Source organism: uncultured Polaribacter sp., from assembly GCF_947503875.1.
Lineage (GTDB): Bacteria > Bacteroidota > Bacteroidia > Flavobacteriales > Flavobacteriaceae > Polaribacter.
The window spans coordinates 168,522-193,183 of record NZ_CANNFH010000002.1 but is presented as its reverse complement, the minus strand read 5'-3'; the positions used below and the strand labels follow the sequence as shown (position 1 = coordinate 193,183).

At 30.1% G+C, this 24,662-nt stretch carries 24 protein-coding genes and 1 tRNA gene; 9 read left to right on the top strand and 16 right to left on the bottom strand.

Going from position 1 to position 24,662, the window contains the following annotated elements:
• The first annotated feature begins 48 nt into the window (after positions 1-48).
• Both Q0684_RS03155 and Q0684_RS03150 read left to right on the top strand, forming a co-directional pair.
• On the top strand, positions 49-612 hold the full coding sequence (locus tag Q0684_RS03155; protein ID WP_299012589.1) for a DUF3575 domain-containing protein: 564 nt from the start codon (positions 49-51) through the stop codon (positions 610-612).
• A 38-nt stretch (positions 613-650) separates the two neighbouring features.
• Complete coding sequence (locus Q0684_RS03150; protein WP_299012588.1) at positions 651-1,148, top strand: hypothetical protein; 498 nt, start codon at positions 651-653, stop codon at positions 1,146-1,148.
• A gap of 70 nt (positions 1,149-1,218) precedes the next feature.
• On the opposite strand, the gene accD is transcribed toward Q0684_RS03150, so the two are convergent.
• The 3 genes from accD to Q0684_RS03135 form a co-directional block, all read right to left on the bottom strand.
• A complete protein-coding gene (accD, locus tag Q0684_RS03145) occupies positions 1,219-2,094 on the bottom strand; it encodes an acetyl-CoA carboxylase, carboxyltransferase subunit beta (RefSeq protein ID WP_299012587.1) in 876 nt (291 codons plus the stop codon).
• Positions 2,095-2,376: 282 nt separating this feature from the next.
• On the bottom strand, positions 2,377-3,444 hold the full coding sequence (fbaA, locus tag Q0684_RS03140; protein ID WP_299012586.1) for a class II fructose-bisphosphate aldolase: 1,068 nt from the start codon (positions 3,442-3,444) through the stop codon (positions 2,377-2,379).
• Between the two features lie 108 nt (positions 3,445-3,552).
• On the bottom strand, positions 3,553-6,060 hold the full coding sequence (locus Q0684_RS03135) for a BamA/TamA family outer membrane protein (protein ID WP_299012585.1): 2,508 nt from the start codon (positions 6,058-6,060) through the stop codon (positions 3,553-3,555).
• Positions 6,061-6,128: 68 nt separating this feature from the next.
• Between Q0684_RS03135 and Q0684_RS03130 the strand changes: the two genes are divergently transcribed.
• Positions 6,129-6,860, top strand: coding sequence for an RNA methyltransferase (locus Q0684_RS03130; protein WP_299012584.1), 732 nt, complete (start codon positions 6,129-6,131; stop codon positions 6,858-6,860).
• Between the two features lie 33 nt (positions 6,861-6,893).
• Here the strand turns inward: Q0684_RS03130 and Q0684_RS03125 are convergent, their stop codons facing one another.
• The 6 genes from Q0684_RS03125 to Q0684_RS03100 all read right to left on the bottom strand — a co-directional run bounded on the left by Q0684_RS03125 (position 6,894) and on the right by Q0684_RS03100 (position 12,874).
• On the bottom strand, positions 6,894-7,562 hold the full coding sequence (locus Q0684_RS03125; RefSeq protein WP_299012583.1) for a YiiX/YebB-like N1pC/P60 family cysteine hydrolase: 669 nt from the start codon (positions 7,560-7,562) through the stop codon (positions 6,894-6,896).
• Between the two features lie 87 nt (positions 7,563-7,649).
• A complete protein-coding gene (locus Q0684_RS03120; RefSeq protein WP_299012582.1) occupies positions 7,650-8,360 on the bottom strand; it encodes a porin family protein in 711 nt (236 codons plus the stop codon).
• A 2-nt stretch (positions 8,361-8,362) separates the two neighbouring features.
• Entirely contained in the window at positions 8,363-9,094 is a 732-nt protein-coding gene (gene ubiE / locus Q0684_RS03115) for a bifunctional demethylmenaquinone methyltransferase/2-methoxy-6-polyprenyl-1,4-benzoquinol methylase UbiE (protein WP_299012581.1), read from the bottom strand.
• A 93-nt stretch (positions 9,095-9,187) separates the two neighbouring features.
• A complete protein-coding gene (locus Q0684_RS03110) occupies positions 9,188-10,096 on the bottom strand; it encodes a NifU family protein (RefSeq protein ID WP_299012580.1) in 909 nt (302 codons plus the stop codon).
• 135 nt (positions 10,097-10,231) lie between these two features.
• Positions 10,232-11,614: a hemin receptor gene (locus Q0684_RS03105; RefSeq protein ID WP_299012579.1), complete on the bottom strand. Its 1,383-nt coding sequence runs from the start codon at positions 11,612-11,614 to the stop codon at positions 10,232-10,234.
• Between the two features lie 30 nt (positions 11,615-11,644).
• On the bottom strand, positions 11,645-12,874 hold the full coding sequence (locus Q0684_RS03100; protein WP_299012578.1) for a hypothetical protein: 1,230 nt from the start codon (positions 12,872-12,874) through the stop codon (positions 11,645-11,647).
• Positions 12,875-13,046: 172 nt separating this feature from the next.
• On the opposite strand from Q0684_RS03100, the gene proS reads away from it, so the two are divergent.
• The 3 genes from proS (at position 13,047) to rpsT (ending at position 15,020) form a co-directional block, all read left to right on the top strand.
• Complete coding sequence (gene proS, locus Q0684_RS03095; RefSeq protein WP_299012577.1) at positions 13,047-14,525, top strand: proline--tRNA ligase; 1,479 nt, start codon at positions 13,047-13,049, stop codon at positions 14,523-14,525.
• A gap of 138 nt (positions 14,526-14,663) precedes the next feature.
• A tRNA-Glu gene (locus Q0684_RS03090) sits at positions 14,664-14,735 on the top strand.
• Between the two features lie 33 nt (positions 14,736-14,768).
• Positions 14,769-15,020, top strand: a complete 252-nt coding sequence (gene rpsT, locus Q0684_RS03085) for a 30S ribosomal protein S20 (protein ID WP_299012576.1) — start codon at positions 14,769-14,771, stop codon at positions 15,018-15,020.
• 91 nt (positions 15,021-15,111) lie between these two features.
• Here rpsT and rodA read toward each other — a convergent pair whose 3' ends face one another.
• The 7 genes from rodA to Q0684_RS03050 form a co-directional block, all read right to left on the bottom strand.
• Positions 15,112-16,392: a rod shape-determining protein RodA gene (gene rodA / locus Q0684_RS03080; protein WP_299012575.1), complete on the bottom strand. Its 1,281-nt coding sequence runs from the start codon at positions 16,390-16,392 to the stop codon at positions 15,112-15,114.
• Positions 16,373-18,265: a penicillin-binding protein 2 gene (gene mrdA, locus Q0684_RS03075; protein ID WP_299012574.1), complete on the bottom strand. Its 1,893-nt coding sequence runs from the start codon at positions 18,263-18,265 to the stop codon at positions 16,373-16,375. The genes rodA and mrdA overlap by 20 nt, the downstream gene beginning before the upstream one ends.
• A gap of 495 nt (positions 18,266-18,760) precedes the next feature.
• A complete protein-coding gene (mreC, locus tag Q0684_RS03070; protein ID WP_299012573.1) occupies positions 18,761-19,588 on the bottom strand; it encodes a rod shape-determining protein MreC in 828 nt (275 codons plus the stop codon).
• A gap of 21 nt (positions 19,589-19,609) precedes the next feature.
• The gene (locus Q0684_RS03065) at positions 19,610-20,638 is read right to left on the bottom strand and encodes a rod shape-determining protein (protein WP_299012572.1); all 1,029 of its coding nucleotides are present in this window, start codon (positions 20,636-20,638) and stop codon (positions 19,610-19,612) included.
• A 79-nt stretch (positions 20,639-20,717) separates the two neighbouring features.
• Positions 20,718-22,247: a bifunctional phosphoribosylaminoimidazolecarboxamide formyltransferase/IMP cyclohydrolase gene (gene purH / locus Q0684_RS03060; protein ID WP_299012571.1), complete on the bottom strand. Its 1,530-nt coding sequence runs from the start codon at positions 22,245-22,247 to the stop codon at positions 20,718-20,720.
• A 253-nt stretch (positions 22,248-22,500) separates the two neighbouring features.
• Positions 22,501-22,632, bottom strand: coding sequence for a hypothetical protein (locus tag Q0684_RS03055; protein WP_299012570.1), 132 nt, complete (start codon positions 22,630-22,632; stop codon positions 22,501-22,503).
• 84 nt (positions 22,633-22,716) lie between these two features.
• Positions 22,717-23,169: a GAF domain-containing protein gene (locus Q0684_RS03050; RefSeq protein ID WP_299012569.1), complete on the bottom strand. Its 453-nt coding sequence runs from the start codon at positions 23,167-23,169 to the stop codon at positions 22,717-22,719.
• Positions 23,170-23,220: 51 nt separating this feature from the next.
• Between Q0684_RS03050 and xrtF the strand changes: the two genes are divergently transcribed.
• Genes xrtF through Q0684_RS03035 form a run of 3 tightly spaced genes read left to right on the top strand, consistent with a single transcriptional unit; the run spans position 23,221 to position 24,638 of the window.
• Positions 23,221-23,757 carry an exosortase family protein XrtF gene (gene xrtF / locus Q0684_RS03045; protein WP_299012568.1) on the top strand — a complete coding sequence of 179 codons (537 nt, stop codon included), beginning with the start codon at positions 23,221-23,223 and terminating at the stop codon, positions 23,755-23,757.
• Entirely contained in the window at positions 23,754-24,185 is a 432-nt protein-coding gene (locus Q0684_RS03040) for an exosortase F system-associated protein (RefSeq protein ID WP_299012567.1), read from the top strand. Before xrtF ends, Q0684_RS03040 begins: the two co-directional genes overlap by 4 nt.
• A gap of 48 nt (positions 24,186-24,233) precedes the next feature.
• Positions 24,234-24,638, top strand: coding sequence for a hypothetical protein (locus Q0684_RS03035; RefSeq protein ID WP_299012566.1), 405 nt, complete (start codon positions 24,234-24,236; stop codon positions 24,636-24,638).
• Positions 24,639-24,662 lie beyond the last annotated feature (24 nt).

The following is a 24,662-nucleotide window of genomic DNA, read 5'->3' as shown; positions in this document are numbered from 1 at the left end:
TTTACCTCAAATTTTAATATGTTTGTGTAAACAATAAAAAAATAAAAAATGAAAAGAATAGTACTCCTGTTAATAATGTCTTGTATTGGTTTTAATACTTTGGCACAAGAAAAAGAAGCTGTAAAATACCCACAAGACATTAATAAAAACCATGAAATAAAGTTAAATGCATTTAGTTTAATTGTATTTTCTACCATAGATGTTTCTTATGAAAAATTATTAAACAAAGATTCCTCTTATGGTATCTCTCTATTTTATAATTTTGCAACACCTGATAGCGATTTATATTTTCCTAAAAAATTCTCTTTAACACCATATTACAGATGGTTTTTTACAGAAACTAGATATGCAAGAGGCTTTTTTGTTGAAGGTTTTGGTATGCTAAACACCTATGAGGAGACTTTATACTATTTTGATAGTACTAATGACGAAACCATATCTGAAACAGGTTTTGCGCTGGGAATTTCTGTTGGAGGTAAATTTATTATTAAATCTGGTTTTACAGCTGAAGTATATTTAGGTATTGGTAGAAATTTATTTAATAGTGATAATGATTTTCTTGAAAATAACATAGTTACTAGAGGTGGTATCTCTTTAGGTTACAGATTTTAAGAAGATTAATTTTTCGTAGATTTGAGAAAATGAATCACATGAAAAAATTAATACTCGTATTTAGTCTCTTTTTAAGTTTTTTGGGTTTTGCGCAACAAGAAATTAAATTGGATATTGCAGATGCTTTGGTAGTTAGAAGTTTAGAGTTTTCTTATGAAACGTATATAAGCGAAGTAAATTCTTTTGGTGTTTCTGCATTAGTAAACTTAGTTAAACAAGAAACAGAGTTTAGATACAATGAAAACTTTATGATTACCCCTTATTTTAGGCACTACTTTACTAAAGACGCCAAATGGAATTTCTTTGGAGAAGCTTTTGTAGGCATAAATTCTGGAAAAAAAGAAATAATAGAAAGTTCTAACAATTTCAATTTAAGTTATACAGATGCTGCTTTAGGTATTGCTGCAGGTATTAAACATATTACCAAAGGTGGCATAGTAATATGCGCTTATGCTGGTTTTGGTAGAAATATGTTTGGTGAAGATTCACCTATTTTAGTACCAAGAGTTGGTGCAAATATTGGATGGCGTTTTTAGATGGTTGATGATTAATAACACAAAAAAAGTCAGCTTTCGCTGACTTTTTTTGTGTTCTCTAGGAAACCATTTAAGACTCCATAACTGGCTCTTTTCTTACAGGTATGTTTTGTATTAAATCAATATATAAATTAATTTGTTTCTTTAAATCTTTACGCTCGTAAATAGCATCTAAAAAACCATGCTCTAATAAGAACTCAGATTTCTGAAAACCTTCTGGCAATTCTTTACCTGTAGTATCTTTTACTACTCTTGGGCCAGCAAAAGCAATTAATGCATTTGGTTCTGCAATATTAATATCACCTAGCATTGCATAGGAGGCTGTTGTGCCTCCTGTTGTAGGATCTGTACACAAAGAAATATAAGGTATTTTAGCCTCTGCCAATTGTGCTAATTTACTCGAAGTTTTTACCAATTGCATTAAAGAAAGTGATGCCTCCATCATTCTTGCACCACCAGATTTAGAAACCATTAAAAACGGAACGTTATTTTTGATAGCATAATCTATAGCCCTTGCAATTTTCTCACCAACTACAGAACCCATAGAACCACCAATAAAAGCAAAATCCATTGCAGCAATTACCAAATCTTTACCATAAGATTTACCAACGGCTGTTCTAACAGCATCATTTAATTTTGTTTTATTTTGTGCAGCTTTTAAACGATCTGGGTACTTTTTCGTATCCTCAAATTCTAATGGATCTTTAGAGGTTAATTTTTCATTTAACTCTGTAAATTCATTATTATCAAACAACAACTCAAAATACTCTTTACTACCAATTCTTACATGATACCCATCTTCTGGACTCACATATAAATTTCTTTTTAATTCTTCTGTATCTATAATTTTACCACTTGGGGTTTTATACCACAAGCCTTTAGGCGTATCTTTTTTATCTTCTGTAGAAGTTTGTATCCCTTTATCTGTTCTTTTAAACCAAGCCATGTTACGTGTTTGTTTTAATGATTCATTTTAAAAAGGTTAGTTTTTTTTAAAATAAAAATTGAAATACAAATGTAACAGAAATTTTGTAAAACTACTTTGTAATCCTAGCATTATATCACAAACTTTAGAAAAATATTAGGCAATAAATTAAAAAGTTTTGATTTAATGTATTTGTATTTTGTCTTAAATACTTGCACAACCTGTGCATCAGAAAATAGAGAGAAAAAAAAGCATTTTGATTAAAAATCAAAATGCTTTTTTAAAATAATAAAATCTAAAATACTATAACGTATTTACGTTATTTAGATCTTCAAAGGCCTTTTTTAAACGAGCTATAAAGGTAACTTCACCTTCACGCAACCATTTTCTTGGGTCGTAATATTTTTTATTAGGTTGGTCTGCACCATCAGGATTACCAATTTGAGTAGCTAAATAAGCTGCTTTTCCTTGCATATAATCTCTAATTCCTTCTGCAAAAGCAAATTGTAAATCAGTATCAATATTCATTTTAATAACCCCATAACCTATAGCTTCTTGAATTTCTTCTTCTGTAGAACCAGAACCTCCATGAAATACAAAATCGATATGATTTTCTTCTACACCATATTTTTTAGTAATAAACTCTTGAGAATTCTTTAATATTTTTGGAGTTAATTTTACGTTACCTGGTTTATAAACACCATGTACATTACCAAAGGCAGCTGCAATAGTAAATTGAGGAGACACTTTAGAAAGTTCTTCATAAGCATAAGCAACCTCTTCTGGTTGTGTATATAATTTAGAAATATCTACATCAGAATTATCTACACCATCTTCTTCACCACCTGTAATACCCAACTCTATTTCTAAAGTCATGCCCATTTTACTCATTCTAGCTAAATAGGTTTTACAAATTTCTATATTTTCTTCAATTGGTTCTTCAGATAAATCTAGCATATGAGAGCTATACAAAGGCTTACCTGTTTCTGCAAAATGCTTTTCAGATGCATCTAGTAAACCATCTATCCAAGGTAATAATTTTTTAGCGCAATGATCTGTATGTAAAATTACAGGTACACCATAAGCTAAAGCCAATTCATGTATGTGTTTTGCTCCAGCAATACCACCAGCAATAGCTGCTTTTTGACCTTCGTTAGACAAACCTTTACCTGCTTGAAATTGTGCACCACCATTAGAAAACTGTATAATTACAGGTGCATTTAAATCTCTAGCAGTTTCTAAAACACCATTTATAGAATTAGAACCCACAACATTTACAGCTGGCAATGCAAAACCTTTTTCCTTTGCAAAGTTAAAAATCTCTTGCACTTCTTTTCCTGTTGCAACACCAGGTTTTATATTGTGACTCATTTTGTTTAATTTTTTGTTTGAAGGTTAATAACTTAGGCGAAAATACAAAAAATACAAGTTTATGTAGTCATAAAAAAACGAAAACGTTATCGCATTTACACGTATTTTTTAAAAAGGATAGTTGATACCAATATTATAAACAGCACTGTCAAAATTATAATTTTGAAGCCATTTATTTCCTTTTAAATAAGGCTCATAAGTTTTAAAACCAACATCTAATCTTAGTACAAAAAAACTTAAATCGTAACGTATACCAATACCAGAACCTACAGCTATTTCTTCTAAAGATTCTAAGCCAGAAAATCTAGATTCATCATCTATAAACTCAGAGCCAGATATATCCCAAATATTACCAGCATCTATAAACATAGCTCCTTTTAAACTTCCAAAAAGAGGAAATCTATATTCAGCACTCGTTAAAAACTTTAAACTACCTACGTTAAACTCTAAACCTGTATTTCTGCTTCCAGGACCTAACTCATAGGTTTGCCAAGCTCGTATATCATTAGAACCTCCTGCAAAATAACTTCGTGTAAAAGGTATGTCAGAATTATCATAAGTTATAATTCCTCCTAAAAAACTTCTAAAACCAAAAACAGAATTGTAGCCTACATCCCAAAACTTCTTATAATCTAAATCTATTTTAAAATACTGCGCTAAAGGAATATTAAAAAGCGTTTTCTTATTATTACTATTGTAATTATCAGATAAAAAACCAAGAACATTACCAGAGTTGGCTGCTCTTATCTTAAAAAAAGAAAAATTATTGTCTTTAAAATCTAATTGACTATTATACGTAAAAGAATATGCGATTACTGGTACTAAAAAATCTGAAGTTACAATATTGTATCTGTTCTGAATATTAAAAATAGTATTAAATTCTTCTGGATTTGCAGTTTCAAAACCAAAATTATCATTTAACACATCATCTATAAAATTTAAAGATTCACTTGCTTGTCTGTCCAAATCTGAAGACAAAGGTGTAAAAGCATTTCCATTAAAGGCATCAAAAGATTGTTTAACCATATTTAGATTTGCAAATTCTGATCTGTAAATGTCAAAAAAACGATTTACGTTTAAATTCTGAATGTACTGCGTGTTAAAAACCTCTAACTGAATGGTTTTTTTAGCATTGTATTGCCATTTATAGTCAGATAATAATGTGAATGTTTGCCTATCTAATCCAATATTTTTTTGAAAACTAGATCCTAATGAAAACAAGGTTCTAGGATTCATTCTTTTTGGCACTAACTTACTTAAGCCAAAAGGCGCCACAAATCTTGGCAATTCTATAGAGGCATCTGCACCAATTTCCCAACCAGGACCATTATTTGCCTGAAAATAGGATCCTAAAAAAGATAATTTCAACAATTCTGCACCTCTAAATGCATTTCTATTCGTTATAGAAAACTTGGCAGAAGTACCAATTTCTCTAATATTAGAGTGGGTTAACTCTGTTTCAAAGCCTAAAGTATACTTTTCTATTGGTGCTAAAAATAAATCTAAACGCAACTCGTCTTCTTTACCCTCTATTTTTTCAAATGAAATATTAGTAGATTTAAAGTTATTTAAAGATTTTAAATGTGTTCTTGTTAAGTTTCTAAGTGTATCTTTATAAATATCGCCAGCCTTAAAAAATACAGATTGGGCTAAATATTTAGGATTGTATTTTAGCTTCTTATAAGCTAAAAAATTAATACCATTATAGGTGATGGAATCTTTAAATTCACTATCATTTTGAGTAAAAGAATAATCTGTAACTACATTAATTTCAGTTACTTTATGTATTTTAAAATCTTTTTTTATAAACTCGCCATTTTCTTTCTGAACAAAACGATCTTTCGCAATTAAAAAATCTACGTTAGTTTTGTGATCTATTCTTGTAGAATCTACATAAAAGCCCAAAGCTGATTCTGAAAAATTATAAATACCATTATTTTTAAACAACTTTACAGTATTACTTGTTTCTGTTCTAAAAGTATTATCATTATACGCGTTGCCTGATTTTAATAAAGATGTTGTTCCAGAATTTTTATAGATAGAATCTAAAACTTTTGAGGCTATTTTTATGTTTACAGTATCTAAAAGTGTAGGTTGTCCTGGAGAAACAAAATAGTTTACTATTGCTTTTTTATTATCAAATTTATTAATTTCTTGCTTAACTTCAGCTTCAAAAAAACCTTGATTTTTATAATATGCCAATAAATTATCAGTAGTTCTTTTTACTTTGTTTTCGCTAATAATTTGGGGTTTTTCGTAATTCAAAAACCAATTATTAAGTTTAATTAATGAGTTTGCATAGGCAATACTTTGTTTTTCTGAAAAAATATTTTTTATAATGCGATATTGCTTCGGATATTTTTCTCCCCAAGTTTTAGGTGTTTTGGGTTTATCATGATTTCCTAAATTATGAAAATACAAACCAAAAGGCAACCCAATAAAACGTGGATTTGGTTTTTGTAATACATATTTTTGTAAATCTTCACTTTTATCCTTTACGCTATCTACATAAATATAATTTTGTGTAAGCATGTGCTCATCTGCTGCAACATGTTTGGTAGCATTACATGCCACAAAAATAAGCAGTAGTAAAAAGTAAATAGTAAGTTTTTTCATTACTTTAGCAATCATTCAGCTTCAAAAATAGTATTTTTAACCGGTTTATTTTCATTTAGAAACAATTAATGAGCATCTCAAAAAATCAACTTAAACTTATAACAAGTTTATCGCAAAAAAAGTATCGCCAAAAAGAACAATTATTTATTGCAGAAGGTGTTAAAGTTGTTCATGAGCTTTTAAACTCTTCTCTAACGTTAGCTTTTCTTTTTTGTACAGAAGATTTTGCTACAACACTTAATTCTGATAAAACACAAATAATTTCAGCAACAGAATTAAAAAGAATAAGTAGTTTAAAAACACCTAATAAAGTACTAGCTATTTTTAAAATTCCAAATGGTAAAACAATAGTAGATTCAGGACTTACAATTGCCTTAGATGCTATAAATGATCCTGGAAATTTGGGTACTATAATACGTTTGTGTGATTGGTTTGGTATAACCCAATTAGTATGCTCTAAAGATACCGTAGACTGCTATAACCAAAAAGTAGTGCAAGCCTCTATGGGTTCTTTAACCAGAATTTCCATTATTTACACAGATTTAAATCTGTATTTAAAAGAGACCAAATTACCAACTTTTATTGCAGATATGCATGGTAAAAACGTTTACAATACTGCATTACCTAAAGAAGGGATTTTAATAATGGGAAATGAGGCCAATGGCGTTTCTGATAAAGTTAGTGCTTTAGTTTCGCATAAAATTTCTATTCCTCAATTTGGAGAAACACAAAAAACTGAAAGTTTAAATGTAGCTACAGCAACTGCAATTTTGTTAAGTGAATTTAAGCGTAATGTTTAAAACTATTTGGTATTCAACTAAAAAAATAGGCTGTTATTCCTTTTCATAATCATGCACAAAGGTTATATGGGCACTACTAGCCATTAAATTAGGGTTTGTACCTTCAATTCCTTCAGGAATTGGTTGGTTGCGTTTTTTATAATACTCTACCCAACTAGCCATTGGTTTTCCTGCACTATCATTAAACGTCATTGCATGCGTAAGAAATGGGTTTTTGTCTTTAGACAATTCTTGAGAAGAAAACATTTTATAGACCAATTCAGAGCAATAATACGCATTATCATCCCATAAAAAAACCTCATCATAAGGTGTATTTAATCTTTCTAAACCGTAAGCAATTGCTTTATCAATATAAGGCGTATACTTAGTATTTAATCTTGCAACTGTAGTTTTAGATTTGTTAAACTGATTTTTATTTCTGTCTAAAAATTGTGATAAAGGTGTAATGCAAATTCCTTTTTTTGGTATAGCTTCTAATACAAACCAGTTGTTGTCTTTTTGAATTGCCATACCAACATGCGAGTAGTTTTTAGCAGATGAAGTTGCTGTTACCGTTTTAATAGCATTATCCAATTCATCTGAACCCGTATTTTGAAACATTAAATCTCCTTGCTTTAAGGTAAAACTAGTTTTACTAGAATTAGTACTACAGCTAATCAACACAAAAAAGCATATAAAATAAAGATATGTTTGCCTTAACATTTTTTGTATGTTGTTTGGTATTGAAGTTCAAATATAAAAAAGGTTATTTACCTAATTTTTAAATAAATGCTACACAAAACAAATGATTTAATTCTCAAAAGCGAAGTTTAAGAAAATACCACGTGTTCCCATAAAATTAATAGGTGCTGTCCAACGACTGTTAGGATCATCATCATATTTAATTTCATTATTCATTGCAAAAATTCCACGAATAGATGGAGAAAATTTAAAATAATACAAGTAAAATTCTACACCTATACCAACTTCATACATAAAGTTATGTGTTTGCATTCTAAACTGCCCTGCAGCGTTATCATCTTGGTTACGTTCGTTACTAGAAAAGTTATAGTCGTAAGAAACACCTCCAATTAAATAAGGTCTAATGTTTCTATACCTATCTGTACTAAATTTTAATAATAAAGGCACGTGCAAATAGGTAGAACCAATTTCTCTAATACTGTCTCTTGGTGTTGTAGAGTTTGTTAAGTGATTGAATAAAATTCTTTTAGAATTACTTGCTAAACCAGGCTCTAAACGCAAATTTAGATTTTTATGTAATCGTAAATCTGCAATTAAACCAACGTTAAATCCTGCTGTAGACTCTACAGTAATGTTTGCATTTTCTATAGGGCTTTCTCTTAAATTTAATTTAAAATCGTTTTGATTTACTCCTAAATAAAATCCAAAATGAAATTTTACTTTATCTACAGTAGGCAAATATTCTACTTGTTCTTTTTGAGCAAAGAGCTGTATCCCTACAAAAAGAGAAAAAATAAAAAATAGGTTTCTTTTAATCATAATTATTTACGTGCTGTGTAAATTGTTGCAACTCCAAAAGTTACAGGATTATCTTCTGTATGTGTAAACCCATTTTTCTGCAAAATATTGTTAAACGCTTCACCAAAAGGAAAAGAATTTGCAGATTCTGATAAATAAGAATACGCTACTTTATCTTTAGAAAATAATTTACCTACAATTGGTAAAAATAAGTTTGTATACAATTTATAGCCTTGTTTAAAAGGAAATTTTATAGGGTTAGAAGTTTCTAAAATTACCAAAACACCTGTGGGTTTTAATACTCTAGCAATTTCTCTAATCCCTTTTGCTAAATTCGCAAAATTTCTTACTCCAAAAGAAACAGTTATGGCATCAAAAGTATTGTCTTCAAATGGCATGTCTTCAGAATCACCAACAATCATTTCTATTTTATCGGAAAGCTTTGCTTTGGCAATTTTTTGCTTGCCAACCTCTAACATTCCTGCAGAAATATCTAAGCCAACAATTCTATCTGGTTTTAAAGCAGACATCATTAAGGCAAGATCTCCTGTACCTGTGGCAATATCTAAAATTTGTTTCGGCTTATTTTCTCCAACAATTGCTACAACTTTTTTTCTCCATTTTACATCTATTCCCAAAGAAATAACACGGTTTAAACCGTCGTAATTACCCGAAATATTATCAAACATTTGGGCAACTTGTTCTTTTTTACCTAAATTAGAATCTTTGTACGGATTTATTTTTTCTGCTGACATATTTTAAGCTTTTGGCTTTTAGCTATTTGCTCTTAGCCTAATTTTATGTTTTATTTTTTCTTAAGGAAAATATATTTTAAAATAACAAGAACTCTAGCCATTAATTGCAACTACCTCATTTACTTGATTTGGCAGCATTTCCTTTAGCAGATTTTCAATTCCGTTTTTTAAAGTAGCTGTAGAAGATGGGCAACCACTACAAGCACCTTGCAATATAACGCTTACCACTTTGTTTTGCTCATCATAAGCTCTAAAAGCAATATTACCTCCATCTCCAGCAACAGCTGGCTTTATATACTCATCTAAAATATCTACAATTTGTGCAGCAACTCCCTCTAATTCTAGTTTTTCTTGCACAGGCGCTTTTACACCTTCTGCTACCAATTCTTCTTTTGGTAATTCTTTAATTATAGTTTTGCCTTCTGCTAAATATTCTCTTATAAATGTTCTTACTTCGCCGTAAACCTCATTCCACTCTACCATATCATATTTGGTAATAGATAGGTAATTATCAGAAATAAAAACTTCTTTTACAAAAGGAAAATTAAAAAGTGCTAAAGCCAAAGGTGAAGACTCGCTAGCTTCGTCTATATTTTTAAACTCAACATCTGTTTGTGTTAAGGCTTTGTTGGTTCCAAACTTCATTACAGCTGGGTTTGGTGTTACCTCTGCATAAACCTCTATAGGTTCTTTTTTAGAAACCTTTTCTTCATTTACAACTACATTACCTTCGTTTAAATACGCTTCAATTTGCTCTTTAACTTCTTCTTGTACATCTTTCCATTCCACAATATCAAAACGTTGTATGGCAATAAAATTTGCCGTAACAAATATCTTTTTCACAAAAGGAAGATAAAATAATTGTTGTGCTAAAGGAGAGTTTTTAGCTTCGTCTATATTGTTAAATTCGTAACTACCACCATTTATTAAAATGGTGTTACTATTTAATTTTATAATAGTATCGTTTGTAGTTTCTTGTATTGTAATTTTAGTGTTTACCATTTTCTAAGAAATTGAAATGCAAAATTAAGGGAAAAAAGGCAGAAAGCCTTGTTATTAATATCATAAAAAGACTTCTTTAGTTTTGATGTGCTGTTATCAAAACTAAAGAAGTCTTTCTGTCTTAAAAATTTTAGGCTATAAACTTATGGTTACACTTGCCGTAAAAACTCTATTATCTATATTTAAATTTGCAGAAGCTACATTAAAACCTGGGTAAAAATTGTAAGGTGCTGTTCTGTTATTATTCGAGTAAGCAAAATCTAATTTAAAATTCCCAAAGTTATAGCCTCCACCAAAAGAGTAAGCCTGCAAATTATCTGTATCTAAAGCTAAAATATCTGGACTTTGCTCCAAACGATATCCGCCTCTAATACTAAACCTATCTAAACGCCACTCTGTACCTAAATTAAATGAATGTGTGTTTCTTAATTCATTTTGAAAGAAGTCGTTTTCTCCAGAAAAATCATCATTAGATAAGCGTATATTATTAAAATTTCTATACACATAATCTAAGCTTAGTAAGCCATTTTTACCAAAAATAAAAGCAGCACTAGATGTTAATTTACTTGGTGTTTTAAATCTGTAAATAAAACTATTAGAAAAGAAATTATTTCCAGTAATATTATCATAAATAACAGGACTGTTGCTAACTCTAATTTCTGTATCTCCCTGAAAACCATCATTATCTACTATATTAGAATCTTCAATAACCTCTGTAAACCATCTTGGCGTTTCGTAAGCAACACCAAATCTAAAATTTTTGCTAACTTTATAAATAAAACCTGCGTTAAGAGACACACCTGAGCCATTTGTAAAGTTTTCTTGATACAAATTCGCATCTAAAGTATTCCCATTACCATCATTATTAAATTCTACTAAAGTAGCTTGTTGACTAAAGTTTAGATTAAAAAAATTTAAACCACCACCTAAATAAAATTTGTTTAAGTGCACACCAGAAAAAGCAAGATTAAACTCCGTTAAATCTCCATTATAATTGTTAAAGAATTGTTGTTCTTCTGCTACATTATAATCTATTGTTGGCACATTATTATCTAAAGGGAAATCTCTAAAAGTAGCTACACCACTATTTCCAATAGCACTAAAACTATCTCTAAAATCTTTAGTTAATCTGTAATTAAAACCAATTGCAAATTTTGTCCAATCAGATTTTCTTGAACTATCAAAAACCAAAACTGCACCTGCCTGCGCTAAATTAAAAAATTGATCTTGGCTGTTTACAGCATTATCAAAATAAGTTGCTGTAATATCTGAATTTCTTGTATTAAAAGATGCTGTAAAAGCACTGTTATTAAATATTGCTAGCCCTGCTGGGTTTACATTAATAGCAGATATATCTCCACCAAGTGCACCAAAAGCACCACCCATAGCATTAAATCTTGCAGTTCCGTTTAAATCGTCTTGAGAAAACAATAACGCCAAATCTTGGTACCCTAAAGATTGGGAATAAGATGTTAAAGTTACTGCGAACAATACCGCTAATGTGATTATTTTTTTCATAAAATTTTATTTCTAATTAAGATATTGTTTTTAATTTCTTCTTCTTGATGAAGAGCTTCTTGCAGACGAACTTCTTGATGAAGAGGAACGAGAAGGTGTATAACTTCTACTTCTTGAAGAACTACTTCTTGCCGATGAATTTCTTGATGAAGAAGAACGAGATGGCCTATAACTTTTATTTCTAGATGACCTACTACTTCTTACAGACGAATTTTGTGATGAAGAAGGTCTTGTATTACTACTTCTTGCTGATGAATTTCTGTAAGATGACCTAGAAGAAGGTGCATAATTACCTCTACTTCTTGAAGAGCTACCTCTAGAAGTTGCAGATCCTCTTCTTGATGAAGAACTACTTCTTGATGTTGATGTACCTCTTCTTGTAGAAGAACTACTTCTTGCACTTCTGTTAGAAGAATTAGTTGTACCTCCCCTTCTTACCGAAGATGAAGATCTTCTATTTGGTGTTGTTGTGGTTGTAGCACTTCTTCTAGAAGTATTACTATTTCTAGCGGTTGTATTTCTTCTTGATGTTGCAGATGAGTTTCTGTAGTTTACATTATCTCTTCTACTATTATTGTAAGCCAATCTTCTGCCAAAGGTTGTATTTCTAACATATCTATTATTAAATCCGTTGTTCCAACCAAAGTTATTAAAACCTCTATTCCAACCAAAGCCACCATTCCAGCCAAAGCCTCTGTTCCAACCAAAACCTCTATTAAACCCAAAGCCTCCGTTCCAACCTAAACCGAATGCAAAATTATTATGAAATGGATGCCAAAAAGGATCCCATCCCCAATTATTCCAACCAAAACCTCTATTAAATCCAAAATTGTTAAAACCATTATTCCAGCCCCAATTATTAAAACCATTATTCCAAAAAGGATCTACAGTATTAATATTAACAACAACATCGTTATTTGGGTTATTTCCCCAAGAAGAATTTGTATTGTAATTCACATCATCTTGCTGAAATGTCTCATCTGCAGCGCTGTAATCATCGGCATCTAAAAAAATAGCATCGTTATTAAGATTCTCTAAACGGTTTAATTCTCTTGTAAAATAATCGTTGTTATAGGTATCATATTCTCTTTCATTTGCAATAATTACATTATTTTCTCTCTGCGGTCTTTCAGCAGATTCTCCATAAATACCGTCGTCATTATACACACTTTGGTAAGTACCACAAGAAAGTAGTAAGAAATTAACTGCTAAGAATAATAGCAATTTACTGGAATTAGGACTTGTATATAGTTTCTTCATGACGATTGTGTTTTAAAATAAACATTCTTTTACTAGAAAAATTGTTAAACAAAAAATTTAAACTTTAGTTGTTTTAACCTTTTTATAGTAGTTTTGTATTCTTATGTACAAAACATTGGTTCAACAATAATTTCAACCTAAAGATAACAATATTTGTGCCAAACATTTAATTATGAGTAAACATTTAACAAAAAGAAAAGACGATTATTCTAAATGGTATAACGAATTAGTTGTAAAAGCAGATTTGGCAGAAAACTCTGCTGTAAGAGGCTGTATGGTAATAAAACCTTACGGTTTTGCTATTTGGGAAAAAATGCAAGCAGAACTTGATAGAATGTTTAAAGAAACAGGTCATGAAAATGCTTATTTTCCATTATTTGTACCAAAAAGTTTATTTGAGGCCGAAGAAAAAAACGCAGAAGGTTTTGCAAAAGAATGTGCTGTAGTTACACATTATAGGTTGCAAAACGACCCAGATAATGAAGGCAAATTAAGGGTAGATCCAGAGGCAAAATTAGAAGAAGAATTGGTAGTGAGACCAACATCTGAGGCCATAATATGGAACACCTATAAAGGTTGGATTCAGTCTTATAGAGATTTACCATTACTTATAAACCAATGGGCAAATGTTGTACGATGGGAAATGCGTACGCGTTTATTTTTAAGAACTGCAGAGTTTTTATGGCAAGAAGGCCATACTGCACATACTACCAAAAACGAAGCAGTTGCAGAGGCAAAACAAATGCAAGAAGTTTACGCTACTTTTGCAGAGCGTTTTATGGCAATGCCTGTAATAAAAGGATATAAGTCTGATAGCGAGCGTTTTGCAGGCGCAGAAGATACGTTAACAATAGAAGCATTAATGCAAGATGGTAAAGCATTACAAGCAGGTACCAGCCATTTTTTAGGTCAAAATTTCGCAAAAGCTTTTGATGTAAAATTTACCTCTAAAGATGGAAAAAAGGAATATGTATGGGCAACTTCTTGGGGTGTTTCTACAAGATTAATTGGCGGGTTAATAATGACACATTCTGATGATGCTGGCTTAGTTTTACCTCCAAAATTAGCGCCAATACAAGTAGTTATTGTGCCTATATATAAAAATGAAGAACAATTAGATGCTATTACTGAAAAAGTAAATCCGCTTGTAAAAGAACTACGCGCAAAGGGTATTTCTGTAAAATTTGATACAAGAGATACTTTTAGACCTGGTGCTAAATTTGCAGAATACGAACTAAAGGGTGTACCTGTAAGAATAGCAATGGGAAATCGTGATTTAGAAAACGGAACAGTTGAAATTGCAAGAAGAGATACTTTTGAAAAACAAACGGTAGCTGCAAATGAAGTTGTAAATGTTGTAGCTAATCTTTTAGAAGACATACAGCAAAATCTATTTAAAAAAGCAATAGACTTTAGAGCAGAGCACACCACAGAAGTAGACGATTTTAAGGAATTTAAAAAAGTAATTAAAAACAAAGGTGGTTTTGTATCTGCACATTGGGATGGTACAGAAGAAACCGAAGATAGAATTAAAGAATACACCAAAGCAACTATTAGATGTATACCAAATGATGCTAAGGAAGAAGCAGGAGTATGTATTTTAACTGGAAAACCATCAACAAAAAGAGTTTTATTTGCAAAAGCATATTAAAAACAAGGTAGCATACTAGTTGTTTTATGGCAAATTTTATTTTTTTTCGAAAAAAAAGTAATTTTTTTTTAAAAATAATTGCAGAATTTAAAAAACGTTGTATATTTGCACCCGCAATTAGACAATAATAATTGTTATGGTCCGTTCGTCTAGGGGTTAGGACGCATGGTTTTCATCCATGTAACACGGGTTCGATTCCCGTACGGACTACAAAAGTTTTAATAAAAAACGAATTAAGAAATTATGGCAAATCATAAGTCAGCATTAAAGAGAATCAGAAGTAACGAAGCAAAAAGACTGCGCAACAAGTATCAGCACAAAACTACACGTAATGCTGTTAGAGACTTACGCGCTGTTGAAGATAAAAAAGAAGCAGAGACAAGCTTAACTAAAGTTATTTCTATGTTAGATAAATTGGCTAACAAAAACATTATTCACAAGAATAAAGCAGCTAATTTAAAATCTAAATTAACAAAACACGTAGCTTCTTTGTAGTAAGTAAGTTACCAAATTATTAAAAACTCTGAATTTTAAATTTAGAGTTTTTTTTTGCTTTTTTTTTACCTTTTGTTTGATGAGAAAATCTTTACCAATCGTAATTTTTGTGGGCATCTAAACGAATAAAAATAAACAGTAAAATAGTAAAGCCCCATAAAGAAGAACCACCATAACTAAAAAATGGTAACGGAATACCTACAGTTGGCAACAAACCAATTACCATACCTACGTTTACAACTACATGAAAGAAAAGTAGCGATGCTACACCATAACCATAAATTCTACCAAATTTATTAGTGTGTGTTTCTGCTAAATAAATAATACGATACATTAAGCACATAAATAGTAAAATTACAATAGAACTACCTAAAAAGCCCCATTCTTCTCCTATTACACTAAAAATATAGTCTGTATGTTGTTCTGGCACAAAATCTCCTTGCGTTAAATCTCCTTTTAAAAAACCTTTGCCTGTTATTTTACCTGAACTAATTGTGAGTTCTGATTGATAAGAATTATAACCTACACCTTGATTGTCTGTTTTTAAACCTAATAAAACTTCAAAACGATCTCTTTGGTGTTGTTTAAAAATATTGTTGTAAGCAAAACCTGTTCCTAAAATAAATAGCGTAGCAACTGTATATAGCCCCAAAATTTTATGCCAATTAAAACGCAAAAAGCGTTTGCCTTCTTTATAAAACAAATAAAACGTAAAAAGTGAAATAAAGAGTAATAAAGTACCCAAAACAAGACTAGTACCAAATAAAATAGTAAAAATAAAAAGTACAATTACCACAATACCAATAATTATATAATTTTGCGTTAAACCTTCTCTTTGCAATACAAAGAAGAAAGCTAAATAGATAACAGCAGAACCCGCATCTGGCTGCAATATGATAAGAAATGCGGGTGTAAAAATGATAATGAAAGCTTTAATTTGATTTTTAATCAATTTAAAATTGTACTGTCTATCACTTAATAATTTTGCAACAGCAAGGGCTGTAAAGGCTTTAACAAACTCAGAAGGCTGCAAACCTAATACCCCAAAGTTAAACCAAGACTTTGCACCATTTATCTCTTTTCCAAAAGGAAACAATAATAACAATGAGATTAGAGATATAATATAAAAAATACTAGAATATTTTTCATAGTACTTTCCATTAAAAAATAAAATACCAACAATTAATGGAATGGTTAAACCTATAAAAATAAGTTGTTTACCATATTTAGTACTAAAACTTAAAAGTGCAGTTGCGTCTACTGTTTTAGAGGCCGAATAAATATTAACCCAACCAAAACCCACTAAGATTGTGAAAATTAATACTAAAAGCCAGTCTATATTTGCAAAAATATTATTTTGTTCTTGACGCAATTTCTTCTGTTGGTTTAGCTATTAATTTATCATACTCAGACTGCAAACTTAAATTAATCATTTTTGTTTCTCTGTACTTAGAAACTTCTGAAGTAATCTCTCCCTTTAAATATTTCTCTATAAGCAAACTTGTAATTGGCGCTGCAATAGTAGAACCATAACCACCATTTTCTACAAAAATAGCCAATGCAATTTTAGGATTATCTTTAGGTGCAAAAGCCACTAAAATAGAATGATCTGCTAATTGTTCTCTTTTGCCATTAACTATTGCAAAGTTTTCTGAAGTTCCAGTTTTTCCGCAAATCTCAATTCCTTTTACTTGGCTAAACCTTCCTGTTCCTGTTTTAAATACTTCATGCATTGCTTCTATAACCGGTTCAAAATGTTCTTTATTTATGGTTGTTGTTTTTGCAACCGTATACGTACTATCTTGTATGGGTTTCTTTTCTATTTCCTTTAAAATATGTGGTGTATAAAAATAACCTCTGTTTGCAATAGCTGCTGTAAAGTTAGCCAATTGTATTGGTGTAGTTAAAACCTCTCCTTGCCCAATTGCATTAGAAATTGTGGAAGAACCATTCCATCTGTAATTTAATCTTTTATCATAATAATCTCCTGTAGGTATTAAACCAGGACTTCCGGCAGGCAAATCGTACCCTAAATAATTGCCCAAGCCAAAACTTTTTACATGCTTTGCCCAATTATTTAAACCTTGTGTTGGTTTATTTTCTTTCTCTATAATTCTCTTATATGTGTTTGAAAAATAACTGTTACAAGATTTCGCTATTCCTGTTTTTAAAGAAATAGGTCTGCCAAAAATACCACAATGACATCCCATAAAAGCATTTTTCCTTTTTCCGTATTTAAAACCATTATAACAATAAAAGCTAGTATTTGCATTAATAACTCCCTCTTGTAAACCTATTAATGCATTCATCATTTTAAAAGGAGAACCAGGCGCATATGCCGCTAACAATCCTCTATCATAGGCTGGCTTGCTTATTTTATCATTAAATAAAATGGTAGAATTTATTGAACGTTTTCTACCTACTAACATATTTGGATTGTAAGAAGGAGCGGTAACCAAAGCCAAGATTTCTCCAGACGAAGGCTCTATAGCAACAATACCTCCTCTTTTACCTTTCATTAATTGTTGTGCGTATTTTTGCAACTCAATATCTAATGTTAATGTAAGGTCTTTTCCGTTGATAGCTAAAGTATCTGCTTTTCCATTTTTATAAGAACCGGTAATTTTATTTAAATTATTTCTTTTGTATAATTTCTTACCTTTTCTTCCACGTAAAAATTGTTCGTATTGACTTTCTATACCATTTTTACCAATTAATTCTCCTGGTTGGTAATAATCACTTTTTTTTGCTAAAGCTTCATTAACTTCACTTATATAACCCAAAACATTTGCCGCAGCATTTATAGGGTACTCTCTTATAGTTCTCTTTTGAATAAAAAACCCATGATATTTATGTAGCTTTTCTTGTAAAAAAGCAAAATCTTCTTTTGCCAACTGTTTTTGAAAAACGGAAGGTAACCATGGAGCATAATTATTAGCTTTTTTAAACTTTTTTAAAAATTCTTCTTTTGTAATTTTTAATAAACTACAAAACTCTAAGGTATCTAAAGGTTTTACTTGATTTGGTTGCACCATAACATCATAAGAAAGCTGATTAGCCACTAACAATTTTCCGTTTCTGTCATAAACATAACCACGTTCTGGGTAATCATACATTACTTTTACAGCAGCATTATGTATTGGATCGTAACTTTCACCCCTAATAATTTGAAGCTGAAATAAACGACCAATAAAAATAACACCTACTAAGGTAATTAAAGAATAAAGTAAACTACTTTTTTGCATTACTGTTTTTTAGTAAATATAAATATTGCCAAGAAATATAATAGCAAAGTAAATACACTAGACAAAAGTGTATTTAATAATACATGTGTTATATTTTGAAAACTAAAATTAGCAAAAGAAAATAATATAAAATGATGTATGAGTGTTAAAGTTACTACATAGTTAAAAACTTTTCCAAAGGCTTCTGCATGTAATTTAAAAAAAGGATAATCGATTTCATACTTTTTTAAGTATACCTTTATAAAAAATAAACGTAAATAACCAATAGTTAAGGTGGCAAAGGCATGAATACCTCCAGAATCTAAAAAAAAATCGACACTTAAACCTAGCAAAAAACTTAAAAATAAAAAGAGAAATCTATTTTTATTTAATGGGTATAAAAATATAAAGGCAATATAAAGGTAAGGATTAACATAGCCTAAAAACAAAATATTGTTGAATACAAAAACTTGTGAAAACACTAGAACAACAAAAAGAATTAAAAAATAAATTTTCTTATTCATCTTGTATGTTTTCTATAGATTGAATTGCTATTTTATGTAAATTCTTAACTACGTAAACCGGCTCTAGATTACTCATATCATTAAATAACTGAACGTCTATGGCGTTATTAACGGTTTTATTACTATTTACATTTATTACTTTACCTATCAAAATTCCTTCTGGAAAAATTGCAGATTTACCTCCTGTTTCAATAGTATCTCCAATTTCTATGGGAGCTTGTCTTGGTATGTCTATCAACTGTACTGTATTATAGTCTTTACCATTCCACTGTAAAGTACCAAAATATCTGCTATTTTTTAAACGTGCATTTAACTTACTGTTTTCATTTAAAATGGACTGCACTCTAGTATAGTTAGCGTTTACATTATCGGTAACACCAATAATGCCTTTGCTATTAATCACAGCCATTTCTTTTTCTATACCATGCTTTTCTCCTCTGTTTATGGTTAGAAAGTTAAAAGCATTTGTGTAGTTATTGTTAATAATTTTTGCACTTGTATATGTGAATTTTTGTAAATATTTTAAAGTGTCTATTATTGTAGAATCTATAGCTATATTATTGTACTTGTTTTGGTGTAACTGGGTTCTAAGTAATCTATTTTCTTCTAAAAGACTGGTATTTACTTCTTTTAAATTAAAATAACTAGAAATATTAGAGGCTTTGTTATAAAAACCACCGGTTACGGCATTAGCAGAGTTAACAAATTTACTTTTTTGAAAATTTAAGTTGTTAAAACTAAGCCCAAGTGCAATAAACTGCAACATCAAAAAGAATAAAAAATATTTAAACTTTTGAAAAAAGTAAATTAGTTGTTGCATTGTAATACGTTTCTAAAAAAATTATTTCATTAATACGTTTTTGTATTTATCTAATTCTTTTAAAGCAATACCAGTACCTCTTACAACAGCTCTTAAAGGATCTTCTGCAACGTAAACTGGCAAATCTGTCTTTCTAGAAAGACGTTTATCTAAACCTCTTAGCATAGAACCACCTCCTGCTAAATAAATACCAGTATTATAAATATCTGCAGCCAATTCTGGTGGAGTTTTAGATAAGGTTTCCATAACTGCATCTTCTATTCTTAAAATAGATTTATCTAGTGCTTTAGCAATTTCTCTGTAAGATACTTGTACTTGTTTTGGTTTACCACTTAACAAATCTCTACCTTGCACCAACATATCTTCTGGTGGTGTTTCTAAGTCTTCTGTAGCGGCACCAATTTTTATTTTAATTTTTTCTGCTGTAGTTTCTCCAACATGTAAATTATGTTGGGTACGCATGTAATACATAATATCATTCGTAAATAAATCTCCTGCAACTTTTACAGACTGATCACAAACAATACCTGCTAAAGCAATTACTGCAATTTCTGTAGTTCCTCCGCCAATATCAATAATCATATTACCTTTTGGTTCCATAATATCTACGCCTACACCAATAGCTGCAGCCATTGGCTCATAAATTAGATAAATTTCTTTGGCGTTCATATGCTTAGCAGAATCGCGTACAGCACGTTTTTCTACCTCTGTTATACCAGAAGGAATACAAATAACCATTCTAAGCGCTGGTGGAAATAACTTTTTCTTAATAGAAGGTATTTGTTTTACAAACTCCTTAATCATTTCTTCAGATGCCTGAAAATCTGCAATTACACCATCTTTTAAAGGCCTAATTGTTTTAATATTCTCATGGGTTTTTCCTTGCATTAAATTGGCTTCTTTACCAATTGCAATAATTTTACCCGAAACTCTATTTCTTGCAACAATAGAAGGACTGTCAATAACCACTTTCCCATTGTGAATTATTAAAGTATTTGCGGTCCCTAAATCGATCGCAATATCTTCGGTCATAAAATCAAAAAAACCCATAAAAATATGTATATAATTATATTTTAACTATCTCATTACAAATCTACTAAAATTATAGTTGTAAGTAAGCTATATTAAATTAATGTTTAAAGTGTCTTGTACCAGTCATAACCATTGCAATATTATTAGCATCACAATAATCTATACTTAATTGGTCTTTTATAGAGCCTCCTGGCTGAATTACACTTTTAACACCTGCTTTATCGGCAATTTCTACACAGTCCGGAAAAGGGAAAAAAGCGTCACTTGCCATTACACTTCCATTTAAATCAAATTTAAAAGAAGTAGCTTTTTCTATTGCCTGGTTTAATGCATCTACCCTACTTGTTTGCCCTGTACCTCCTGCTAACAGCTGCTTATTTTTAACCAAAATAATGGTGTTTGATTTTGTGTTTTTACACAATTTAGAAGCAAATAACAAGTCTGCAATTTCTGACGTTGTTGGCTTCTTCGCAGTTACATATTTTAAATCTGATAATTGATCTGTAACACTATCTTTATCTTGCACTAAATTACCATTTAAACAAGTTCTAATGGTTGTACTTGGTAAAGCAACATCTTTCTGAATTAAAATAATTCTATTCTTTTTACCTTTTAAAATAGCTAAAGCATCATCAGAAAAACTTGGTGCTATAACTACTTCACAAAATAATTTATGAATTTCTTCTGCAGTTGGTGCATCTATTTCTGTGTTGGCTATTAAAATACCACCAAAGGCAGAAACTGGGTCTCCTGCTAATGCATCTACATAAGCTTGATGAATGGTTTTTCTCTGTGCAAAACCGCAAGCATTATTGTGTTTTAAAATCGCAAAAGTTGGGTCTTCTCCTTTAAATTCTTCTATTAAATTTACAGCTGCATCAACATCTAAAAGATTGTTATAGCTCAATTCTTTTCCATGCAGTTTATCAAACATTTCTTCTAAATCTCCAAAGAAATAACCTTTTTGGTGTGGGTTTTCACCATAACGTAAAACTTGCGCGTTTGTTTCACTAACTTTTAAAGCAGGCTCTGTATTATTATTAAAATAATTAAAAATTGCAGTATCGTAATGAGAAGATATATTAAACGATTTGGCCGCAAATTTCTTTCTTTGTTCTATTGAAGTGGTTCCTTTATTTTCTGACAAAATTTCTAAAAATTCATCATATTGTTCCATAGAAGATACTGTAAATGTATCTTTAAAATTTTTAGCAGAGGCCCTTATTAAAGAAATACCTCCAATATCAATTTTTTCTACAATGTCTTGTTCTTGCGCACCAGATGCTACTGTTTTCTCAAAAGGATATAAATCTACAATTACTAAATCTATCTGCGGAATATCATATTCTTTTAACTCTGCAACATCTCCTTCATGGTCTTGTCTGTTTAAAATTCCTCCAAAAACCTTTGGATGTAAAGTCTTTACTCTTCCACCTAATATAGAAGGGTAAGAGGTAACGTCTTCTACAGGAACTACATTTATACCTAGTTCATTTATAAACTTTTCTGTTCCACCAGTAGAATATATGGTTACATTTAACTCGTTTAATTTTTGTACAATTGGTGCTAAACCATCTTTGTGAAATACCGAAATTAATGCGGATTTAATTGTTTTAGAAGTATTCATTTATAGTTGTGTTATTAAACACACAAAAGTAGTAAAAGCAACGTATTGCAACAATAAAAGATAGTAACAAAAAACAGAAGTAATTAACAACTACTTAATCAAAACCTTAGTTTTAAAACTTTCTACTAAAGCACTGTAATTACGGGGTTCTTTTTTTTGCTGACTCTTTTTAGGCAAACTAATTATTTTTGCTAAAAAACTTGATTTTGTTTTCTTCATTTCTAAGGGTTCTTAAATGTTAGGGGATAAAAAACTATTCTGCAGATTCTAAGAAATTATGAAACCATGCTACTATGGCGTGCGTCCATGATTTTTTTTCTTTAGAAATACTATCGTAATTAACTGCTTTATAAGCAACTGGAGTAAGGTGTTGTTTTTCTCTCATTATTTAGGGATAAATGATTAGAAACTATGTAAAAGTTTAATTATTTCACTCAAAAGTACAAAAAAAAATAGAAGTAATAAGTAATTAAAGAATTTTGGCTACTTTTTCACACACATACTCCAACAGCTTTTCGTCGTTTTTTGTAAAAATATTTGCAGTATGCGAATCTATATCTATTTGCCCTATATTTTCATTATTTACAAAAATAGGAATCACAATTTCAGACTTTACCTTCCAGCCACAAGAAATATAATTATCTTGCTCAGAAACATCTTGCACAACAAAATTCTTATTAGATACCGCTACTTGCCCACAAATTCCTTTTCCAAAAGGTATAATGGTGTGTTCTGTTTCCTCTCCTGTGTATTGCGCTAGTTTCAACTCATTTTTATCTGCATTCTTAAAATAAAAACCAACCCAATCGTAATAAGAGATTGTAGTTTCTAAATAATCGCAAACTGCTTGTAATTTGTTTGCTGTACTATTTTCTTTGTTAAAAATTACATCAATTTCGTTTTTTACTATATCAAGCTCCATTTTTATATATTTGTTACTGTTTAATATTGCAAATTTAAATGAAATTCTATTGTGAATAAACATAAAAAGGTAGTCATTTTTCTAATACGATTTTTTGTTACTTATGCGCTACTATTTGTAATTTATGCTACCTATTTAAAAAATTCTCAACAAAAAAAACCTGTTTTTAAAACCGCATCTGTAACTACACTTGTTGCAAATCAAACCGTATTTTTACTAGATATTTTCAAACTTAATGCTAATGCTATTCAGCATGAAAAAGAACTCTCTGTAAAGTTATTAATTAATAACAAATATACTGCCAGAGTTATAGAAGGCTGCAACTCTATTAGTATTATAATTTTATTTATTGCTTTTATTATTGCTTTTGCTGGCAGTGTTAAAGCCACAATTATTTATACACTTTTAGGAAGTGCATTTATATATGGCATAAATGTAGCTAGAATAGCATTTTTATCTTTTATGATTTATAAATACCCTAACCAACAAGATCTGCTGCATAATTTAGTTTTTCCTGCCATAATATATGGCGCTGTATTTTTACTTTGGGTAATATGGGTTAATAAATTTTCGAAATACAAAGAATGAATAAATTTTTAAAAGCTTTTTTATTATTCATATCTATTGCTGCCTTATTTATAGTAAGATCTTTTGCTGCAGAAGTGTTTTATGATCCTTTAATTATATATTTTAAAAACGATTACCTCTACACCAAAATACCAACTTTAGATACCTACGCATTAATGCTAAGTTATACACTTAGGTATAGCCTAAACGCAATAATAACTCTTGCAATTATTTATACAGTTTTTGAAAAAAAAGATCATATAAAATTTACAAGTATCTTCTTAATTATAGCTTTTGTAATTTTATCTGTAGCATTTACATTTTTGCTTAATAACCAATTTAAAAATGGATATTTACTCCCATTTTACATACGCAGATTCTTAATTCATCCTTTATTTCTGCTTATATTATTACCTGCATTTTATTTTCAGAAAATAAATAAAAAATAATTTTAACAAATACTTCTATTTTACTTTTTGTAAATTTGTAAAGTATTTATGCAAAGTAGAATAACCAAAATAACAAGTACACTTTTAGCCATTTTAGTGCTATTTTCTACCTTTTCTTTTACGGTAGAAAGCCATTATTGTGGAGAATTCTTAATGGACGTTTCTTTTACTGGCAATGCTAAAGATTGCGGAATGGAAATGGAACAACAAGCCATAACTAAAAAGAAGAACTGCTGTACAGACGAAACGCACACTTTTGAAGGTCAAGACGAACTACAACCTAATACAGAGCTAAAATTCGATCTTAAGAAACAACAATTTTTTACTTCCTTTTTAATATCCTATCAGCAATTATTTTCCGATAAATCTTCAGAAAACAAATACTATAAAGATTTTTCTCCACCAGATATTCCTAGAGATTATCAGGTTTTATTCCAATCTTTTTTAATTTGATTTTTTATTGAAAAGAAATTATGA

What these genes read in the sequence shown, in the direction of transcription:
- Q0684_RS03055 (WP_299012570.1), bottom strand. Translation starts at nt 22,632, where the DNA reads ATGAGAGAAAAACAACACCTTACTCCAGTTGCTTATAAAGCAGTTAAT.
- Q0684_RS03135 (WP_299012585.1), bottom strand. Translation starts at nt 6,060, where the DNA reads ATGAAAAAACTTACTATTTACTTTTTACTACTGCTTATTTTTGTGGCA.
- Q0684_RS03155 (WP_299012589.1), top strand. Translation starts at nt 49, where the DNA reads ATGAAAAGAATAGTACTCCTGTTAATAATGTCTTGTATTGGTTTTAAT.
- purH (WP_299012571.1), bottom strand. Translation starts at nt 22,247, where the DNA reads ATGAATACTTCTAAAACAATTAAATCCGCATTAATTTCGGTATTTCAC.
- accD (WP_299012587.1), bottom strand. Translation starts at nt 2,094, where the DNA reads ATGGCTTGGTTTAAAAGAACAGATAAAGGGATACAAACTTCTACAGAA.
- Q0684_RS03100 (WP_299012578.1), bottom strand. Translation starts at nt 12,874, where the DNA reads ATGAAGAAACTATATACAAGTCCTAATTCCAGTAAATTGCTATTATTC.
- Q0684_RS03105 (WP_299012579.1), bottom strand. Translation starts at nt 11,614, where the DNA reads ATGAAAAAAATAATCACATTAGCGGTATTGTTCGCAGTAACTTTAACA.
- ubiE (WP_299012581.1), bottom strand. Translation starts at nt 9,094, where the DNA reads ATGTCAGCAGAAAAAATAAATCCGTACAAAGATTCTAATTTAGGTAAA.
- Q0684_RS03065 (WP_299012572.1), bottom strand. Translation starts at nt 20,638, where the DNA reads ATGGGTTTTTTTGATTTTATGACCGAAGATATTGCGATCGATTTAGGG.
- Q0684_RS03040 (WP_299012567.1), top strand. Translation starts at nt 23,754, where the DNA reads ATGAATAAATTTTTAAAAGCTTTTTTATTATTCATATCTATTGCTGCC.
- proS (WP_299012577.1), top strand. Translation starts at nt 13,047, where the DNA reads ATGAGTAAACATTTAACAAAAAGAAAAGACGATTATTCTAAATGGTAT.
- Q0684_RS03120 (WP_299012582.1), bottom strand. Translation starts at nt 8,360, where the DNA reads ATGATTAAAAGAAACCTATTTTTTATTTTTTCTCTTTTTGTAGGGATA.
- fbaA (WP_299012586.1), bottom strand. Translation starts at nt 3,444, where the DNA reads ATGAGTCACAATATAAAACCTGGTGTTGCAACAGGAAAAGAAGTGCAA.
- mreC (WP_299012573.1), bottom strand. Translation starts at nt 19,588, where the DNA reads ATGCAACAACTAATTTACTTTTTTCAAAAGTTTAAATATTTTTTATTC.
- Q0684_RS03110 (WP_299012580.1), bottom strand. Translation starts at nt 10,096, where the DNA reads ATGGTAAACACTAAAATTACAATACAAGAAACTACAAACGATACTATT.
- Q0684_RS03150 (WP_299012588.1), top strand. Translation starts at nt 651, where the DNA reads ATGAAAAAATTAATACTCGTATTTAGTCTCTTTTTAAGTTTTTTGGGT.
- Q0684_RS03035 (WP_299012566.1), top strand. Translation starts at nt 24,234, where the DNA reads ATGCAAAGTAGAATAACCAAAATAACAAGTACACTTTTAGCCATTTTA.
- rpsT (WP_299012576.1), top strand. Translation starts at nt 14,769, where the DNA reads ATGGCAAATCATAAGTCAGCATTAAAGAGAATCAGAAGTAACGAAGCA.
- Q0684_RS03050 (WP_299012569.1), bottom strand. Translation starts at nt 23,169, where the DNA reads ATGGAGCTTGATATAGTAAAAAACGAAATTGATGTAATTTTTAACAAA.
- Q0684_RS03130 (WP_299012584.1), top strand. Translation starts at nt 6,129, where the DNA reads ATGAGCATCTCAAAAAATCAACTTAAACTTATAACAAGTTTATCGCAA.
- mrdA (WP_299012574.1), bottom strand. Translation starts at nt 18,265, where the DNA reads ATGCAAAAAAGTAGTTTACTTTATTCTTTAATTACCTTAGTAGGTGTT.
- Q0684_RS03125 (WP_299012583.1), bottom strand. Translation starts at nt 7,562, where the DNA reads ATGTTAAGGCAAACATATCTTTATTTTATATGCTTTTTTGTGTTGATT.